The organism is Mesorhizobium mediterraneum (assembly GCF_002284565.1).
Classification (GTDB): domain Bacteria; phylum Pseudomonadota; class Alphaproteobacteria; order Rhizobiales; family Rhizobiaceae; genus Mesorhizobium; species Mesorhizobium mediterraneum.
This window is the reverse complement of the sequence record NZ_NPKI01000044.1, coordinates 1-16,011: the sequence shown is the minus strand read 5'-3', so window position 1 is coordinate 16,011 and position 16,011 is coordinate 1. Positions and strand designations below refer to the sequence as shown.

Genomic DNA, 16,011 nt, shown 5'->3' with positions numbered 1-16,011 from the left:
TATCAACATGATAGTTCGTACGACCCGGCCAGCTTCAACGACAGACTTCTTTGGGTTTGAAAGGAACGATGTCGGAAGCGGAGTTGCACTTCCTCAAGGCGCGCATGCGCGGCGGCCAACTCAACAAGGCAAGCCGCGGCGATCTGAAGATAGGCCCGCCCGTGGGCTTGGTCTACTTGCCCGATGGCACCCTCGCACTCGACCCGGACGCCGAGGTGCAGGCCGCGCTCCGCATGGTGTTCACCACCTTCGAGCGCCTGGGCAGCGCAACCAGAACCGTCAAGTTCTTCCTCGACGAAGGCACCCTGTTCCCGCGGCGACTGCGCAAGGGACTGCACAAAGGCGAACTCATGTGGGCGCCGCCACGGCACGCCCGCATCCTCTCCAGGTCCTGCATAATCCGAGATATGCCGGCGCCTTCGTCTACGGTCGAACGCGTGGACGGCCCCGGCCGGGCGGCGGCGTCTCGCAGATCAAGGTGGATATGGCTGACTGGCGGTTCGTCATGCCCGACCTGCATCCGGGCTATATCGACTGGGAGCGCTTCAAGGCCAACCAGGAGCGTCTCGCCACCAATGCGCAAGCCTACGGAATGCAGCGCCGCGCCGGGCCGGTCCGCGAAGGATCCGCCTTGCTCCAGGGCAGAGTTCTCTGCGGCCTTTGCGGCGGGCGCATGGGCGTCCATTACAGCCAGGAGCATGGTCAGCCTGTCCCGACCTATATCTGCCAGGAAACCGCCACCCGCCGTGGCGGCAAGGTCTGCCAGTCCGTGCCCGGCAAAGTCGTCGACCCGGCGGTGGGTGCATTGCTTGTCGAGCTGATGACGCCGATGACCCTTGAGGTCACCCTGGCGGTGCAGCGCGAGCTTGAGGCACGCGCCGCCGAGATGGACACGTTGCGCCGACAGCATATCGAGCGGACGCGTCATGACGCCGAGCTCGCCCGGCGCCGCTACATGAAGGTCGATCCCGACAATCGCCTCGTTGCCGACACTCTCGAGGCCGAGTGGAACGAGAAGCTGCGGCTCCACACCGACGTTGTCGAGGACTATGAACGACGCGCGCCCGAGGAAGCCGCCGCCCTCGACGCCGAGACGCAGCAACGCGTCCGCGATCTTGCCGAGCAGTTCCCGCGGATCTGGAGCGATGCCCGCATCGATGTCCGCGAGCGCAAGCGTATCCTGCGGCTGCTGGTCGCCGATGTCACCTTAATCAAGGCCGAGACGATTACCGCAAACGTGCGGCTCTCCGGCGGGGCGACCCGAACCTTGACGCTGGACCGGCCGCTGCCGATCTTCCAGATCCGTAAATCCAAGCCCGACTTGATCGCCGAGGTCGACCGCTTGCTCGACCGTTATTGCGATCGCGAGGTCGCCGACATCTTCAATGAACGCGGTCTGCGGACCTGGGACGGCAAGCCGTTCAATCTCAAGAAAATCGCTTTCATCCGCCGAACTTATAACCTGCCCGGTCGTCGCCAGCGCCTGCGCGATTGTGGTATGCTCACCACCCAGGAAGTGGCCGAACGCTTCGAGATCGCCGAGACCACCGTGCATCAATGGGGACGTCAGGGGCTCATCACCAAAGTCTACAGCGACAATCTCAGCCGGGGTCTGTGGGATATTCCTTCCCACCTCGAGATCATCAAAGGTCGCCCAGGCTGTAACGCTAATCCCGCCCGCCCTGCCTCCATTACCGTGCCATCAGCCGAACAGGACGCACTATGAAACCTTCGCCTTGTCCTTCGGCCGTCGCGGCCGTGCCGGAAGAACGCCGACGCCATAATGGGATGCCATCATGCCGTAGCTGCGATTGATCTCGGGATCGTAGAAGCTGGCGCGGCTGACACCCGACTTCAGATTGTCGGGGACGATCAGGCGGGGAACGCCATCAAAGAAACGAAACATCCTGACGTGTGAACCAATCCAATCAGGCAGTGTCTGGGTCCAGGTGGCTTCGGCATAGGTGAAGCTGGACGCTCCCAGCACTGCCACAAAGATCTCCGCCTCACGAATCTCGCCGGTGTCTCGATCAACGATCGGGATCTTCTTGCCGGAATAGTCGACGAAGCCCTTGTCGTCGGCGGCGTGTTCCTGGCGCATCGTCGGGGAAAGCCGCTGTTCGAAGCTGCGAAAGAGCTCGCAGAACCGGCTGTAGCCATATCCGTCGGGATGACTTCCTCGATACTCCTCCCACAAGATGAGGAGCGTGACGCCCGGCTTCTTGAGCTCCACGGCAAGATTGGCCCAGTTCGGCTCTGTGCGCCGCCGCGTGCCCTGTTTGACGCCATTGCGAGCGAAGAGTTTGTTCTCAAGCGCGTCATCGGTCAGCTCGCTTGGCAGGGGCCAGCTCAACCCGATTGCCGCTGCGCGCTGCAGATTATCCTGCACCGTACTGCGTGCTATTCCCAGCACGACCGCAATCTCGCGGGAGCTGGTCCCGCTTCCGGCAAGCCGAAGCATTTGTCTCAACTGTCTCATGGTCAGCCTTCTCTTTGCCGGCATCAAAATCTCCTCGTCCGTAGCGAGGTATTTGATGCCAAAGTTGCTGACCCAGGAGGTGATCTTCAGTGCCGAAAACTGGCCGGTCTTTGGTTGGAACGCTGGCCGGCTTCAAATCGGAATGCCGTCCGGATTTTGATCGGAATCCCGTCCGGTCATTCCCTGGAATCCGCAGTCATTGCCCAATTGCGTGCACAGGCCGTTGACCGCACCGTGGCGGGCCCCGGTGTCGTCGACGCTGATCCAACCGGCCGAAGCGAGCCCGGCCGTCAGAACCTGCCTCGCTTCGGCGACGAAGGCGTCGATCTTGCTGGTCAGGATCCGCACGACCTGGCGCTTGGAGATCGACACACCGAAGTCGCGCAGCAACCCGACGATCCGATCTATTTCGATTGACCCTGGTGATAAAGTGACAGCACCAGACGCCGAAGTTCCAAACCGAAGTGCCCGTCGACCCCGTCCGGCAGCGCAGCGACGACGATCCGGCCATCCGGCAGGCGCCCGCGGTCCCGATGATAGCGGACCACCCGCACCCCGATCGTCAGATCCTGCACCACGAAGCTTGTCCGCCCCAGAAACCGCGAGCCCGGTGGCGGCTCATAACAAAGACGGCGTTCTTCGGTGACGATCGCCCGGCTCGAGCACGCCGCTTGGGACCGTTGCCGGAGGCGAGCTCTGCTTGGACTGCTCCATCCCGCTTGGCTTCTGCTTCGGGCGCGGCGGTAGACCTTTTAGACGCCGAATCTCATCTTTCAAAGCCGCCCCGGCGACGAAATGGCGCGGAAAACTCCAACCCGATTCGAGGGGCGTTTAGCGGAGGTAGACGAACGCGAACAGCAAAAGGCCACGGCACTTGCCCAACGCGTTAAGCGGCAGCGCTACGAAATCAAGTTCCTTCGGTTACAGCCGCAATCCCAAGGCCGTGCAAATTGGAGGCGGCTGCTGCACCCAAATGCGTCCAGCTAAGCAGCGAACTGCAGTTGGAAGGTTGCGGCCAGACCAGCACCGACTAGGTGGGCGCGAGTGGAGAAAAAAATATGAATGAAGCATGCAAGACAGTAAACGTCCTTATAGTCGACGATGATCTTGCGTTTATCAAAACAGTGGAACTGCACCTGCAGAGGTGCGATATGTCAACCACTGTGGCACATACGCACGCGAAAGCGTTGGAACTACGCGAAAAGCGAGAGCCGGACGTCATCATCGCCAGTTTGGATTTTGATCACAGTGGTGGCGCCGAAATCTTGCGCAATCTCCGCGACGGCGGGAGCATACCCATCGTCGTCACTGGGAACCACCGCAGCGAGAACGATATGTTGGCCTGGCTAGAAGCCGGTGCAGACGAGTATTTGAGTAAGCCGTTGTCAATGCTCGAGCTTTCGATGCGCATCAACGCCCTTGTCAGACGGCGTTTGGCCACCTCCGTGCAAAACCAGCCAAAGACAGAATCGGGAAGATGGTTGTTCGGCGGATGGGAGCTCCGCTTGAGGACTCGACAGCTCCGACACCCTTCGGGCAGGCCAGTACCGCTCACAAAGGGAGAATACACTCTTCTGGTTGCCTTCCTCGAGGCGGCCAATCAGCCATTGTCCCGAGAATACCTTCAACGGGCCACCCGCATTCACGAGGACATCTTCGATCGCAGCGTCGATGTTCAGGTTCTGCGCTTGCGCCGAAAGATCGAAGTGGATGCGCGTGCACCACAAATAATAAAGACCGCGCGGGGCATCGGTTATGTGTTCAGTATAGACGCCAAGCGGGCTTATACCAAGAGTCATGGGGTTTGACCCAGGGCAACGAACTTGGGTCAACGCGCTTTTTGGATTGCGGTTGATCTGATCCATAAGGCTCCCATGATTCGGAGCCGTGCCATGACCATTGCCGCCCTGGAAGGGTTTGAGAAGCCACGTGGCTCTGTCGCAAACCTTTCGGTAAGCGGGGCATGTCATGGAACGCTCCTCAGCTATGGAGGAGCACGTGATGTTCAAGGGCCGTCATTTCGACCAGTCGGTGATCCTCCTGTGCGTGCGCTGGTACTTGGCCTACAATCTGAGCCTGCGCGATCTGGAAGAGATGATGGCCGAACGCGGCTTGAAGGTCGACCACTCCACCGTGCATCGCTGGGTCGCTCACTTCTCGCCGCAGCTGCTGGAGCGCTTCAACCGGCGCAAGCGTGCGGTCGGCAGCAAGTGGCATATGGACGAGACGTACATCAAGGTCCGCGGCCAGTGGATGTATCTTTACCGCGCCATCGACAGCCTCGGCGACACCGTCGAATTCAAATTTCAGCGAAAACCGTGACCTGGTGGCGGCCAAACGCTTCCTCCGCAAGGCGCTGGCGCGCCATGGCCAGCCGGAGCGCATCGTCATCGACGGCAGCCAGACCAATCACGAGGCAATCCTTTCCTGCGACGCTGAAAGCCGCCTGCGGCAGCGATCGCGGCGACCACTGAAGCCGATCCGCATCCGCAAAAGCCGTATCCCCACGGTGACGGCCGCCTTGCTGAGGTAGGCTGAAGGCTGCAAGTCCTAGTGCAAGCACTAGGAGTAGCCCTGTGACGAAGCATCAGATCGAAGTGATCACGTCGGTCGAGCGGCGCCGGCGCTGGTCTCGGGAAGAGAAGGAGCGGCTGGTCGCTGCGACGTTCGAGCCTGGGGCCAGTGTTTCGGAGATCGCGCGATCGGCGAGCCTTCATGTGAGCCAGCTTTTCCGGTGGCGCAAGGAGCTCTGCCAGATCTCCGCGCCGTCCGTGCCGCAGCTTGTTCCCGTGGAGGTCGTCGAGGCGCAGCCAGCGCCGATCTCCCGACCGCGCAAGAAGAGCAGCATGGTGACGATCGAGCTTGGCGGTGCCCGTCGCCTGCGGATTGAGAGTGATATCGATACCGAGGCGCTCGGCCGGATTCTTGATGTGCTGGAGCGGCGATGATCCCGGTCCCGAGCGGTGTGAAGGTGTGGCTCGCCACTGGCTATACGGACATGCGCAAGGGTTTCCCCGGCCTCGCATTGATGGTGCAGGAGACGTTGAAGCGCAATCCGCACAGCGGCCATTTGTTTTGTTTCCGCGGGCGTCGAGGAGGGCTGATCAAGGTGATCTGGCATGACGGCCAGGGTGCCTGCCTGTTTACGAACGATCTGCATTCATACTACGTCCCTTTCGTCTTCAGTTGAGAGTTTTTGCCTGGCTGGCATTTTGCCTTCGTGCGGCAGCGCGATCGACGAGCCGGTTCCATCGGCTGCATTGTTTTTGCGGTAGATCCGAAACGGGAAGTTCGTACAGGCAATAGTGCCCGTTGTAGGCGTGGCTGGTGATGAGGCCATGCTTGGCCCATCTGGTGACGGTGTGCTCGTGGATATTGAGACGCGCGGCCGCTTCCTGTTTTGTCAGCATTCCACGTTCCCGCAGACGGTCATAGCGAGAGCGCAGCTTGTATTGGTGAACGAGATAGGCAACTCGCAAGGCCGTGAAGCGGGCGTTGTGGCGACCGCGGCGTGCGGCCTCGCCCGGACGGTATCCTTTCTGGTTGAGCAGTTCTGCGATCTCGGAATAGATGTGGTCGTCGAGGAGTTTATCGACCAGTTCGACGATGCCGGGCTGCGTCTTGACCTGCTGGGCGGAAGATTTTGGGCTCAGGGTGGTGAGCGTCTGGATCTTGCCGCCTTTGAATCGCACGTGAACCTTGGTGGTTCCTTCCGCCGGTAGCTTGACGAGAGTGACATCCTCGATGATGTGGGCAAGCAGTCGCTTGCGTTCGCGGTTCGGGGTATCGGGATCCGCCCAGAGCTTGTTGAAATCCACCGTCATTGCGACCAGCCGCTCGCGGACAGCTTCATCAAGGATGAATTGATCGTGCTCCCGGGCACGCTCGCGATCTTCGCGGGCCTTGGCCAAAATACGGAGCTTCTCGTTCCATTCGCCTTCGAGCGTGTCGGCGACGAGACGATTATCGGGATCGACCAGCATGAAACGGCGCTGGGCGTGATCGGCCTCGATCTTGGCGCGCTCGACCGCGCGGCAGCGTAGCCGATCTGCTTCTTCATGCCGGGCTTGGATCTCCTTGCGGACGTCGAGTGCGCATTTCGCTGATCGTGGGCAGTGATTTCACGCGATCGTGGGCAGCAGAAGCCTGACCGACGGTTGCTATGAGTTCACTGGTTTTTAGTCGGCGTCAAGCGCTTGCTTGCCAGCTATTTTCCGCAAGCTTTCGCCGGTCATGTTGATGCGGTGAGCATTGTGAACGAGGCGGTCGAGGATGGCGTCGGCAAGGGTGGGATCGTCGCCGATGACTTCGTGCCACTGATCGACGGGCACTTGGCTTGTTACGATGGTGGAGGCCCGCCCGTTGCGGTCTTCAAGCATCTCCAGCAGATCGATGCGCTGGCTTTGAGTGAGCACCGAGATGCCCCAGTCGTCCAATATCAGCAGCTCGACGCGAGCGAGAGACTTGAGCATGCGGGCATGGCGACCGTCGCCACGAGCCAGCGCCATTGCCTCGAACAGGCGCGGGACACGTTGGTAGGAGACGGAGCGCCCGTCCCGGCAGGCTTTGTGGCCCAGGGCACAGGCAAGCCACGATTTTCCCACGCCGCATGGGCCTGTAATTGCCAAATTATTGTGCCGAGAGATCCAGTCGCCGGCGGCAAGCCTGGCAAGAAGGGCGCGGTCGATGCCGCGCGGGATGCGCAGATCGATATCTTCCACGCAAGCATTCTGCCGCAGGGCGGCAAATTTGAGACGGGCGGTCATGCGCTTGGTGTCACGTTCCGCCGCTTCCCTGTCTGCCATGATGCCGATGCGCTCCTCGAAGGTTAGGGCCGCAAGATCGGGCGAGCTTCTCTGTTCCTCGAAGGCTTTGGCCATGCCGGCCAGGCCAAGGGCGAGGAGGCGTTCATGAGTAGGGTGTGCGAGCATTTTTCTCTCCTGATGATGAGGGTCAGTGGAAGTAGGAGCGGCCACGGATGTTGCCGTGGCGTAGGGGTTTGGGCTCGGGTTCCGGGTCCGCGAAGGCGCGGTCCAAGCCAGACTTGAGGATGGAGCGAATGGAGCCAACAGAGCGGGCCTGGATGGTGTTTCCACGCCGGCAGGCTGCTTCCAGACGGGCAGCGCCGTAGGTTTTCTGCAGGGCGAAGATGCCCAGGCAAGTGCGGAACCCTTGCTCGGGATGAGGCCGAGCCATCATGATCGCCGTGGTCAGGGCTGCCGTGGACGGACCTATTTTCTCCGCTACGAAGCTGATCCGTGTCGGCGTCCAGGAGGCGTGCCGCCGATGGGCGCTGGGCATGTGATCGGCAAGCGTGGCATGGTTGCGCCGGCCCGGGGACTTGGCGTGGCTGGCAACCCGTTCGCCCTTGTAGAAGGCTTCCACAGTGCGATCGGCGATGCGGACATCGACGAGCTCGCGGATCAGGCGATAGGGCACCGAATACCAGTTGCCGTCGACTTCGACATGATAGTCGGGCGCCACCCGACAGCGTTTCCATAGGGCGAAGGCATAAGGCTCGGCCGGCAGAGGTCTCAGCGCCGGAGCGTCCACTGCGGCAAACAGTTCGGCCCGGCTCATGCCATATGTCAAGCGACGGCCAGTTTTACGAGCTAAGGCGACACCCATTCTTACGTTCTCCTGGCAGTAGGCTGATGCAAGGCGCGCGGACCGTAAGAGTCGGCGCGCGCCTTGCATCGGCCGGTGTGTGGGGCTGATCAGGCGTTTGCGATCCTGAGAGCCTCTTCCAGATCGCGCAGGCGGTAAGATCGTCCCTTGATGTTGAGCACGTTTGAATGGTGCAAGAGTCGATCGAGGATGGCGATGGCCAGGATCTCGTCGCCGGCGAGCAATTCGGTCCAGTCGCGGATGCTTTTGTTGGTGGTGATCAGGATGGCGCCGCGGCCATATCTATAGGTAATCAGGCGAAAGAAGAGACTGGCCTCTTCTCGGGTCATGGGCTCGAAGCCGAGCTCGTCGATGATGAGCAAGGCCATGTTCATGTAGCGTCGACGCTTCAGGCGCGAGGGCGGCAGTCCAGCATCGACCTTGAGCGCGGTCATGAGTTCGTCAAAGCGATAATAGAGAACCGAGAAACCCAGTTCGATGGCGCGTGTCCCCAGGGCGACTGACAGGTGGGTCTTTCCGACGCCAGGCGGGCCTTGCATCAGCACGGTCTCGGCGTTGCGGATCCAGGCGCCCGTGGCCAAGGTGTCGATCCGCGAGCGCTCGATCGCCGGCTGGAAGGCGAAGTCGAAATTCTCCAGGGTCTGGCCTGTCGGGAGTCCCGACATCTTCAACGAGACCTTCACCCGCCGCTCCTCACGTCCAGAGCATTCGCTCTCCAGCAGGCGATCCAGAAAGGCGTGGGGGGCGATCTCCTTGGCCACGGCTTCGGCCAGGAGGTAGTCGAGATGACCGGCGGCGTAGGTCAAGCCGAGCGTGTTCAGTTTGGTGCGCGTACGGTCAATATCGAGCTTGGGTGTACTCATCGGGCGACCTCCGCAAGGGCGGCGTAGAGATCGATCGAGCGCTGGGCGACCGGGGTGGAAGCCAGCTCTTGGATTCTGGCGCCCATGCGCCCGAGGGGCGGCGGCGCCTTGACCCGGTCGGTGCTGGGGCCATCGTAATGCGCCTGGTCGATCACCAGTCGGGAGTCCGTCTTGCGAGGATGAACGGCTATGGTCTCGCAAGCCTTGAGGATCTGAACACTCGTGGCCGTTCCTCGAATCTCCACCTGCTGGCCAACAAAGCGAAACGGCACGCTGTACTGACGCCCCTCGAACGCCACCAAGCCGTGACGCCGACGCTGCGTGTGGCGACGGCATCAAACGGCTCGGGCAGGGTCGCTGGCACAGGCGTCAGCCTTTGCGCCTCATCCCTCCAGGCTTCGGAGACGCTCGTTCCTGTCGCCGGGCACCGGCGCTGCTGCGACAAGGCCTCGAGGCGAGCATCCGTCCAACTCTGCAGATCGGACAAATCCGAAAATGATCGGCCGTAAGGCTCGAGCGCCATGCGCTGATCGCGAACCCGGCGCTCGACCTTGCCCTTCGCCTGGGGTTGGCGCGGCGCACAGGCGTCGATGTGAAAGCGCATCATCAAGCCATAGCGCCGGTAGGTGGCGTTGATCGTGCCCCAGGCGCCGGCCCCGTGAGCAATGGCTGTCTTCTCATTGTCAATCCGCACGGTCGCCGCGACGCCGCCCAGACGGGTGAAGCAGGCCGAGTGGCACGACAGCCATGACAGCATGTCCTTGGCTGTCGACCAGACGATCGCCTCCTTACGGCTCCACGAAAGTACCATGTGCAGGGCCAGCAGATCGATCGGCACATTCCCGATAAGAACGCCTGGAAAATGCGCCCAATCCACCTGCGCCTGCGCCCCGGCTGGCGTCTCCACCCGGCGCCGCGCACGGAGCGCCGGGGCTGGATAGGCGCTCTTCCAGAACCGCTCGATGGAGCGGAGGCTGCCATCATAGCCATGTTCCACGCACAACCATTCGTGAAGCGCAGCAAGGTTGAGTGCGACGCTCGTTTGCTGGGAGCGCCAGTGCTCGATCGCCTCGCGCAACGCTTCAGCCTTGAAAGGCTGCCGTGAACGACCGTCCACCGCGCCGGTCTTCATCCGGGCCACGTGGTAACGGACCGTTCCCTCAGTCACTCCAAGAAGACGAGCAATCTCGCTCTTCGCTGTGCCCCGCGCCAATGCCTTGATTGCCATGCGCGCCTCCAGGTCGAGCCGCCTCATCTGCCCCTCCAGATCCCTCAAAGGTCTGGAGCAACAAGATCAGCCGAAGACGACTGCTCGTAAATCTGGATGTCGCCTTATCCTTCACATCGCACGTCGCCCTACACCATAGGCCCGCATGATCCGCCCATTGAGATCGGCGACCAGCTCACCGATCGCCTGATTGAGTTCAACCAGGCTGAAGAAGCGGCGGTTGCGAAGGCGCGCCAGCACCCATCTCTGGGCAATTTGGACCGAAACTTCGACTTTTGCCTTATCGCGGGCCTTGTACGGCCGGGCTGGCAGGATTGTGGTGCCATAGTGCCGGGCCATATCCTGGTACGTACGGTTGAGGCCGGGATCATAGCGGTCGGGGTTGGTCACAGCCGCCTTGAGATTGTCGCAGACCGTGATGGTCGCCACTCCGCCGAAGGCGGCGAACATGCCGACATGGCAGCCGATCCAGTCGCCCAGCCCTTCGCTCGGCCGAGCCTCGCAGTAAACATAGCTGGAGGCTCCCAATGCGCCGACGAACAACTTCATAGCCTGAGCTTCGCCCGTTATCGGGTCGACGATATCGATGGTGTCGCCGGCGTAGTCGACAAACACCTTCTCACCGGCGGCGTGGCGTTGGCGCATCGTTGGCGACACGCGCTGCTTCCGATCGTGCGCTCGCTCAATCCCGACGCCGAACTGATCGAGACAGATTTCGCTCGGGTCCCGCTGGACAAGGTTCTGAACACAGGCCGTTTTGATTTCGAGAAGGCCGAGCAGCATCCGCTCTGGTTCAAGGAACTGAACGGCTTCAAGGACCACGTGCCCGAGACCGAAGAATACGGCATCCGCTCATTCGTCTATCGCGAGCGCCGCCCCTTAGATCCGATGAAGCTCAAGGCCTTCATCAACAAGTCCTGGCCCGGCATTGTGCGAGCGAAGGGCTTCTTCTGGCTGGCAACGCGTCCGCACTATGTCGGCGAAATCAGCCAAGCAGGAGCACTGATCCGCACCGGCAAGCGCGGTCTTTGGTGGGCCTCCGTACCGAAGAACCAGTGGCCGGATCATCCGGAATGGAAGGCCGCAATGAAACCTATCTCGACCCGATCTGGGGAGACCGAAGGCAAGAGATCGTTTTCATCGGCTGCGACCCGATGGATGAACGCCAAATCCGCTCCGACCTCGATGCCTGCCTCGTCAAGGAAAAGAACTTCATACCCGGCCACTGGCGCGATCTTCCGGATCCATTCCCGAGCTGGGAAAGGCAGGCTGCATGAGCGCTGACGCTCTAGCTGGGTTTCCGACTGAAAATGTTGGCAACGCAGTCCACTGGTTGGCTGCCAGGCACTGTGCGGATGTCCAGTTCGCGACTGCGATGAACCGCCGTTGCAACGACGTGTCGACTCCAATAGCCTTCTTCGCGATGGTTCCGCGGTGCGCAAGCGCCGGGGTGAAAAGGGAACATGGTGAAGCCTTTCAGGCCAATGCCATGGCTGCCCCCGCAACTGTAAGCGGCGAGCAAAATCCGACACGCCACTGGCCGGAAGGCCGGGAAGGCAGGATGGCGCTGAGACCCGCGAGCCAGGAGACCTGCCATCAGCGAGAATTGACCGGACGGGGTGTGCCGGGAGGAAGCTCGAAGGCGGCCTCAATCCGTCATGCGCGCCATCCTTCCGTGCCTTGAAGAGAAGGTGACGGATGGAGAGCGTCGATTTAGGGCACAGTCCCGAGCACAGCATCATCGTCTGCATCCGCTGCCCCGGCCGGCGTGCGATTGACGGGAACCCCGGCTTGCGACTGATATCTATGCTGAATGCCGTACTGGACGGGGAGCCGGGCCGCCGGTTCCACATAGCCGAAGCCGACTGCATGGCCGGATGCGACAGACCGCTGACCGTTGCCTACACAGCCGGCGGCAAGGCCAGCTACCTCTTCGGCGACATCGATTCGGACCGTGACGCTCCCCACCTGATCGACTTCGCACACCTCTATCATGGGCTGCCGAATGGTTGGTGCAGGGAGGGCGAGCGTCCCCTTGGTCTCGCCGGCAAGACGCTGGCGCGCATTCCTGCGGTCCTCGCCGCGCGGGTCGCGTGATGAGCACCGTCATGCTCGAGGCGCACGATGTCGGTTTCCGTTCCCTGGCAGGGCAAAGCCTGGTCGAGGATGTGAGCCTGAGGGTGGAGGCGGGCGACCGGCTGGCAATCATCGGGCCGAACGGCGCCGGCAAGACGACGCTGCTCAGGATGCTCGCGGGAATGGTTCGGCCGGGTTTGGGTGAGATCAGGCTTGGAGGCCGCCGTCTCGACCATCTCGCCGCTATCGATCGTGCCCGCAAGATCGCCGTGGTCGGCCAGTCTGACCAACCGGATCCGCGCCTTGCGGTGATAGACTATGTCGAGCTTGGCAGGGTTCCGCATGTCGGCTTGCGGAGAAGGAGCGAGGAACGCGACATTGTCGTCGAGGCTCTGAAGCGGACGGGCATGTTGAAAATGCTTGACCGCGTGATCGGCTCGCTGTCGGGCGGGGAGCGCCAGCGTGCCCAGATCGCCCGCGCCATCGCGCAGGAGCCGAAGGTTCTTTTCCTTGACGAGCCCACCAACCATCTCGACCCCCGGGCGCGGGCGGAGATTCTGGAACTGGTCGCGGAACTGGGTGTCGCGGTTGTCGCCGTCCTGCATGATCTGTCGCTTGTCGCTCCGTTCGCCTCCCGTGTCGCGGTGATGAACGGGGGACGTCTGGTTGGCCTCGATTCACCGGCCAGGACGCTGACGCCGGCCCTCGTTCGCGAAGTCTTTTCCGTCGACGTGCTGCGTCTGCCGCACCCCGTGGAGGACCGTGAACTCACGATCTTTGACATTCCCATCCGCCTTTCCGTCTACCCCTGATCCACTGGAGGATTTGCACTTGAAACGTCTTCTCATCTGTCTTGCCGCTACGCTTGTCACCTCCGCCGGCTGGGCCTTCCCGGTGACCGTCGACAGTTGCGGCACGCCGCTGACTTTCGATGCTGCGCCGAAGCGCGCCGTTATCCATGACCTCAACATGACCGAAATGGCCTTTGCGCTCGGCCTGCAGCCCTCCATCGTCGGCCTGACCGGCATTACGGGCTGGTACAAGGTCGGGCCTGAGTTCACGGCCGAACAGGGCTCGATCCCCGAGCTTGCTCCCAAATATCCGACGCTGGAGAACCTGATTTCGGTCGAGCCCGACTTCTTCTTCGCCGGCTGGTATTACGGTATGAAGCCGGGCGGCGATGTGACACCCGACACGCTTTCCCCGCACGGTATCAAGACACTGGTGCTGACCGAAAGCTGCGTCCATCTCGACAAGAACCGGCCGGCTTCGTCGATGGACCTGCTCTATGGCGACGTGGAAAAGCTCGGCAAAGTCTTCGGCAAGGAAGTCGAGGCAGGAAAACTGGTCGCCGGCTGGAAAGAGAGGCTTGCCGACATCACGGCCAAGGTCGGAGACAACAAGGGCACGCGGGTGTTCCTCTACGATTCCGGCGAGGACAAGCCTTTCACCGCCGGCAAGTTCGCCATCCCGACTGCCATGATCTCGGCCGCGGGCGGCGAGAACATCATGGCCGACATGGAGACGAGCTGGGGCAACGCGGATTGGGAAACGGTTGCCACCCGCAATCCAGAGTTCCTGATCCTGCTCGATTATCAGGACGATGCCGGTTACCAGAAACTGCTCGATTTCCTGAAGGCGCATCCGGCGATGAAGGAGACCGATGCGGTGAAGAACGAGCGCTTCGTAGCACTACGCTATGCCGAGCTGACGCCCGGTCCAGCCAATATCGAAGCGATCGACAAGATCGCCAAGGCGATGCATCCCGAAGCCTTCTGAGCGTGACGCCCAGATTCTATGGCATGGCGATCGGCACAGGCGTCGCGACGGCGATCGTTCTTGCGCTTCTGTCGATCGCCTGGGGCTCGACGCTCATCCCGCTGCGAGACGTAGTAGCTTCGCTGGCCTATGCGACAGGACTCGGCGGTGAAGCACCCTCGGGCCCGGTGGGAAAGATCGTCGTGGACCTGCGTCTGCCGCGGACGCTGCTGGCGATCTGCGTGGGGACAGGCCTCGGCGTGGTCGGCGCGCTGCTCCAGACCGTCACACGCAACGATCTCGCGGATCCCTTCCTGTTCGGCCTGTCGTCGGGGGCGGCAGGCGCGGTGTCGGTCATCACCGTGTTCGGTGACCACTTCGGCACCTGGACTCTGCCGATCGCCGCCTTCACCGGCGGCATGCTTGCGGCCATCATCGTCTTGCTGCTGGTCAGCCGCATCCATGGCCAGGGGCCGGAGCGGCTGATCCTTGCCGGGCTCGCCGTCTCCTTCCTGTTCACTGCGCTCACCAACTATCTGGTCTTCTCCGGCGACCAGCGCGCGGCGCATTCCGTGCTGTTCTGGACCATGGGCGGACTCGGCCTTGCCCGCTGGGACAATATCGGGCTCGCATCACTTGGTGCCGCGGGTGTCGTCGTCTTCGCGCTAGGCAACCACCGCAAGCTCGATGCTTTCCTCGCCGGAGAGAACACGGCCGAGAGCCTCGGCGTGCAGGTGGCTCGCTTCCGTATGCTCACCTTCGTGGTAGCCGCATTCGCGTCCGCCATTCTGGTCGCGGTGGCGGGCGTCATCGGCTTCGTTGGCCTGATGATTCCGCACCTCGCCCGCCGTGTGGCAGGCCAGTTGCATCTGCGCCTGGTCGTCGCCTGTGCGGTGTTCGGAGCAGTGTTGCTTCTTGCCAGCGACCTCTTCGCCCGAACCCTGCTTCCGCCGCAGGAACTGCCGATCGGCATCGTGACGAGTTCCATTGGCGCATTCTTCGTGGTTTCGATGCTCATCAACAACCGGCTTTGACGTCGCGGATACAACCGGGGAAGGTCGACGCTATTCGCACCGCCGTTCTTGATGCTCGTCCTCGGGACGAGCATGCACAAGATCTGGTCCAGCTTACAACGAAGGTCCGCCGTGCTGCGCTCTTTTGAATGGCTCCGCACGGCCGCACGGCGGACCTCACTGCAGCGCCGGTTCCAAAAGTGTTGCATGTCCACATAACTGCGTTCACAGATTCGATAGATCCCAAGAAGAAGCGAAAAGACAAGTGGCTCTTCACAAAGAAGGACGAGCCGATCTTCTGCATTGCTGGAATCTGGCGTGACACACCGGAGGTCGGCGAAGCCTTCACCATGCTGACGATGGAGCCTGGGCCCGATATCGCGCCCTATCATGACAGGCAGATTGGGTCGATCAAATACACCGAGCGCCTGGCCGAGGTCGGCGTCGAGCCGTCGGTTGGCAGTGTCGGCGATTCCTACGACAATGCGCTCGCCGAGACGATCAACGGCCTATACAAGGCTGAAGTGATCCATCGGCGCGGGCCGTGGCGCTCCTTCGAGGCCGTCGAGTTCGCGACCCTGGAGTGGGTCGACTGGTTCAACAATCGCCGGCTGCTGGAGCCCATCGGCAACATCCCGCCGGCGGAAGCCGAGGCACGCTACTACGCCATGCTCGAAGAGCCGGCCATGGCAGCGTGACTCAAACGAAACGGCCTCCGGCAAACCCGGCGCGGTTCAGACCGCTTGCCTAAACCCACACCAATAAAAGACCCGTGCACCAACGCCGGTGCACTCCAATCCCATCCGGTTAGTTCTTGGAAACGCAGCATGCTTGAACTGACGTACAAACGAACGAGTGCACAAATGCACAAACGACTAAAGGTGACAAAGCCATATATCCTGCCAAGCCAAGCCAAGCCAAGCCAAGCCAAGCCAAGCCAAGCCAAGCCAAGCCAAGCCAAGCCAA

Annotated in this window: 17 protein-coding genes, 7 pseudogenes and 1 riboswitch; of the genes and pseudogenes, 12 read left to right on the top strand and 12 right to left on the bottom strand. The window is 61.7% G+C overall.

The window, feature by feature from the left end:
* Positions 1 to 2 precede the first annotated feature (2 nt).
* Entirely contained in the window at positions 3 to 371 is a 369-nt protein-coding gene (locus CIT25_RS37855) for a hypothetical protein (RefSeq protein WP_245330072.1), read from the bottom strand.
* Here CIT25_RS37855 and CIT25_RS30210 point away from each other — a divergent pair.
* Positions 353 to 1,726: a recombinase family protein gene (locus CIT25_RS30210; RefSeq protein ID WP_245330062.1), complete on the top strand. Its 1,374-nt coding sequence runs from the start codon at positions 353 to 355 to the stop codon at positions 1,724 to 1,726. The two genes, CIT25_RS37855 and CIT25_RS30210, sit on opposite strands and share 19 nt — an antisense overlap.
* Here CIT25_RS30210 and istA (CIT25_RS30205) read toward each other — a convergent pair.
* From istA (CIT25_RS30205) to CIT25_RS36610, 3 genes are all read right to left on the bottom strand, one after another.
* A complete protein-coding gene (istA, locus tag CIT25_RS30205; protein WP_245330061.1) occupies positions 1,721 to 2,503 on the bottom strand; it encodes an IS21 family transposase in 783 nt (260 codons plus the stop codon). The two genes, CIT25_RS30210 and istA (CIT25_RS30205), sit on opposite strands and share 6 nt — an antisense overlap.
* Before the next feature lie 108 nt (positions 2,504 to 2,611).
* Positions 2,612 to 2,869: a hypothetical protein gene (locus CIT25_RS30200; RefSeq protein WP_095488789.1), complete on the bottom strand. Its 258-nt coding sequence runs from the start codon at positions 2,867 to 2,869 to the stop codon at positions 2,612 to 2,614.
* Positions 2,870 to 2,883: 14 nt separating this feature from the next.
* Positions 2,884 to 3,057, bottom strand: a complete 174-nt coding sequence (locus CIT25_RS36610; RefSeq protein WP_158302689.1) for a hypothetical protein — start codon at positions 3,055 to 3,057, stop codon at positions 2,884 to 2,886.
* Positions 3,058 to 3,537: 480 nt separating this feature from the next.
* Between CIT25_RS36610 and CIT25_RS30195 the strand changes: the two genes are divergently transcribed.
* The 4 genes and pseudogenes from CIT25_RS30195 (at position 3,538) to tnpB (ending at position 5,669) form a co-directional block, all read left to right on the top strand.
* Positions 3,538 to 4,287 carry a response regulator transcription factor gene (locus CIT25_RS30195; protein ID WP_095488788.1) on the top strand — a complete coding sequence of 250 codons (750 nt, stop codon included), beginning with the start codon at positions 3,538 to 3,540 and terminating at the stop codon, positions 4,285 to 4,287.
* A 193-nt stretch (positions 4,288 to 4,480) separates the two neighbouring features.
* Positions 4,481 to 4,979 (top strand): annotated as a pseudogene (locus CIT25_RS30190) (IS6 family transposase); the annotation flags it as partial.
* Between the two features lie 76 nt (positions 4,980 to 5,055).
* On the top strand, positions 5,056 to 5,427 hold the full coding sequence (tnpA, locus tag CIT25_RS30185; RefSeq protein WP_128310051.1) for an IS66-like element accessory protein TnpA: 372 nt from the start codon (positions 5,056 to 5,058) through the stop codon (positions 5,425 to 5,427).
* On the top strand, positions 5,424 to 5,669 hold the full coding sequence (gene tnpB, locus CIT25_RS30180; protein WP_095488786.1) for an IS66 family insertion sequence element accessory protein TnpB: 246 nt from the start codon (positions 5,424 to 5,426) through the stop codon (positions 5,667 to 5,669). Before tnpA ends, tnpB begins: the two co-directional genes overlap by 4 nt.
* On the opposite strand, the gene CIT25_RS30175 is transcribed toward tnpB, so the two are convergent.
* The 8 genes and pseudogenes from CIT25_RS30175 to istA (CIT25_RS36600) form a co-directional block, all read right to left on the bottom strand.
* Positions 5,662 to 6,462 carry a helix-turn-helix domain-containing protein gene (locus CIT25_RS30175; protein WP_245330060.1) on the bottom strand — a complete coding sequence of 267 codons (801 nt, stop codon included), beginning with the start codon at positions 6,460 to 6,462 and terminating at the stop codon, positions 5,662 to 5,664. The genes tnpB and CIT25_RS30175 overlap by 8 nt on opposite strands.
* A 195-nt stretch (positions 6,463 to 6,657) precedes the next feature.
* Positions 6,658 to 7,410 carry an IS21-like element helper ATPase IstB gene (gene istB / locus CIT25_RS30170; protein ID WP_095488785.1) on the bottom strand — a complete coding sequence of 251 codons (753 nt, stop codon included), beginning with the start codon at positions 7,408 to 7,410 and terminating at the stop codon, positions 6,658 to 6,660.
* Positions 7,411 to 7,432: 22 nt separating this feature from the next.
* Positions 7,433 to 7,762, bottom strand: a pseudogene (locus CIT25_RS38625) (IS21 family transposase); the annotation flags it as partial.
* 45 nt (positions 7,763 to 7,807) lie between these two features.
* Positions 7,808 to 8,059 (bottom strand): annotated as a pseudogene (locus CIT25_RS38620) (Mu transposase domain-containing protein); the annotation flags it as partial.
* 137 nt (positions 8,060 to 8,196) lie between these two features.
* A complete protein-coding gene (gene istB / locus CIT25_RS30160; protein ID WP_128178206.1) occupies positions 8,197 to 8,970 on the bottom strand; it encodes an IS21-like element helper ATPase IstB in 774 nt (257 codons plus the stop codon).
* Positions 8,967 to 9,242: a Mu transposase domain-containing protein gene (locus CIT25_RS38615; protein ID WP_425351764.1), complete on the bottom strand. Its 276-nt coding sequence runs from the start codon at positions 9,240 to 9,242 to the stop codon at positions 8,967 to 8,969. Before CIT25_RS38615 ends, istB (CIT25_RS30160) begins: the two co-directional genes overlap by 4 nt.
* The gene (istA, locus tag CIT25_RS30155; RefSeq protein WP_095488782.1) at positions 9,158 to 10,225 is read right to left on the bottom strand and encodes an IS21 family transposase; all 1,068 of its coding nucleotides are present in this window, start codon (positions 10,223 to 10,225) and stop codon (positions 9,158 to 9,160) included. The genes CIT25_RS38615 and istA (CIT25_RS30155) overlap by 85 nt, the downstream gene beginning before the upstream one ends.
* Before the next feature lie 96 nt (positions 10,226 to 10,321).
* Positions 10,322 to 10,864, bottom strand: a pseudogene (istA, locus tag CIT25_RS36600) (IS21 family transposase); the annotation flags it as partial.
* On the opposite strand from istA (CIT25_RS36600), the pseudogene CIT25_RS36595 reads away from it, so the two are divergent.
* The 7 genes and pseudogenes from CIT25_RS36595 to CIT25_RS30120 all read left to right on the top strand — a co-directional run.
* Positions 10,850 to 11,475: pseudogene (locus CIT25_RS36595) on the top strand (GTP-binding protein); the annotation flags it as partial. The pseudogenes istA (CIT25_RS36600) and CIT25_RS36595 overlap by 15 nt on opposite strands.
* Before the next feature lie 130 nt (positions 11,476 to 11,605).
* Positions 11,606 to 11,810: riboswitch (cobalamin riboswitch) on the top strand.
* 86 nt (positions 11,811 to 11,896) lie between these two features.
* Positions 11,897 to 12,295: a DUF1636 family protein gene (locus CIT25_RS30140; RefSeq protein ID WP_095488781.1), complete on the top strand. Its 399-nt coding sequence runs from the start codon at positions 11,897 to 11,899 to the stop codon at positions 12,293 to 12,295.
* Positions 12,295 to 13,086: an ABC transporter ATP-binding protein gene (locus CIT25_RS30135; RefSeq protein WP_095488780.1), complete on the top strand. Its 792-nt coding sequence runs from the start codon at positions 12,295 to 12,297 to the stop codon at positions 13,084 to 13,086. The genes CIT25_RS30140 and CIT25_RS30135 overlap by 1 nt, the downstream gene beginning before the upstream one ends.
* 19 nt (positions 13,087 to 13,105) lie before the next feature.
* Positions 13,106 to 14,053, top strand: coding sequence for an ABC transporter substrate-binding protein (locus tag CIT25_RS30130; RefSeq protein WP_095488779.1), 948 nt, complete (start codon positions 13,106 to 13,108; stop codon positions 14,051 to 14,053).
* 23 nt (positions 14,054 to 14,076) lie between these two features.
* Positions 14,077 to 15,066, top strand: a complete 990-nt coding sequence (locus tag CIT25_RS30125; RefSeq protein ID WP_095488816.1) for a FecCD family ABC transporter permease — start codon at positions 14,077 to 14,079, stop codon at positions 15,064 to 15,066.
* Positions 15,067 to 15,269: 203 nt separating this feature from the next.
* A pseudogene (locus tag CIT25_RS37255) lies at positions 15,270 to 15,449 on the top strand (SOS response-associated peptidase family protein); the annotation flags it as partial.
* Positions 15,444 to 15,743: pseudogene (locus CIT25_RS30120) on the top strand (integrase core domain-containing protein); the annotation flags it as partial. The pseudogenes CIT25_RS37255 and CIT25_RS30120, both read left to right, overlap by 6 nt.
* Positions 15,744 to 16,011 lie beyond the last annotated feature (268 nt).

Excerpts from the sequence above, each read along its gene's own strand:
- CIT25_RS30140 (WP_095488781.1), top strand. The coding sequence starts at position 11,897 with ATGGAGAGCGTCGATTTAGGGCACAGTCCCGAGCACAGCATCATCGTC.
- CIT25_RS30195 (WP_095488788.1), top strand. The coding sequence starts at position 3,538 with ATGAATGAAGCATGCAAGACAGTAAACGTCCTTATAGTCGACGATGAT.
- CIT25_RS30175 (WP_245330060.1), bottom strand. The coding sequence starts at position 6,462 with ATGCTGGTCGATCCCGATAATCGTCTCGTCGCCGACACGCTCGAAGGC.
- tnpB (WP_095488786.1), top strand. The coding sequence starts at position 5,424 with ATGATCCCGGTCCCGAGCGGTGTGAAGGTGTGGCTCGCCACTGGCTAT.
- istB (WP_128178206.1), bottom strand. The coding sequence starts at position 8,970 with ATGAGTACACCCAAGCTCGATATTGACCGTACGCGCACCAAACTGAAC.
- CIT25_RS30125 (WP_095488816.1), top strand. The coding sequence starts at position 14,077 with ATGGCGATCGGCACAGGCGTCGCGACGGCGATCGTTCTTGCGCTTCTG.
- istA (WP_095488782.1), bottom strand. The coding sequence starts at position 10,225 with ATGAGGCGGCTCGACCTGGAGGCGCGCATGGCAATCAAGGCATTGGCG.
- istB (WP_095488785.1), bottom strand. The coding sequence starts at position 7,410 with ATGCTCGCACACCCTACTCATGAACGCCTCCTCGCCCTTGGCCTGGCC.
- istA (WP_245330061.1), bottom strand. The coding sequence starts at position 2,503 with ATGCCGGCAAAGAGAAGGCTGACCATGAGACAGTTGAGACAAATGCTT.
- CIT25_RS30135 (WP_095488780.1), top strand. The coding sequence starts at position 12,295 with ATGAGCACCGTCATGCTCGAGGCGCACGATGTCGGTTTCCGTTCCCTG.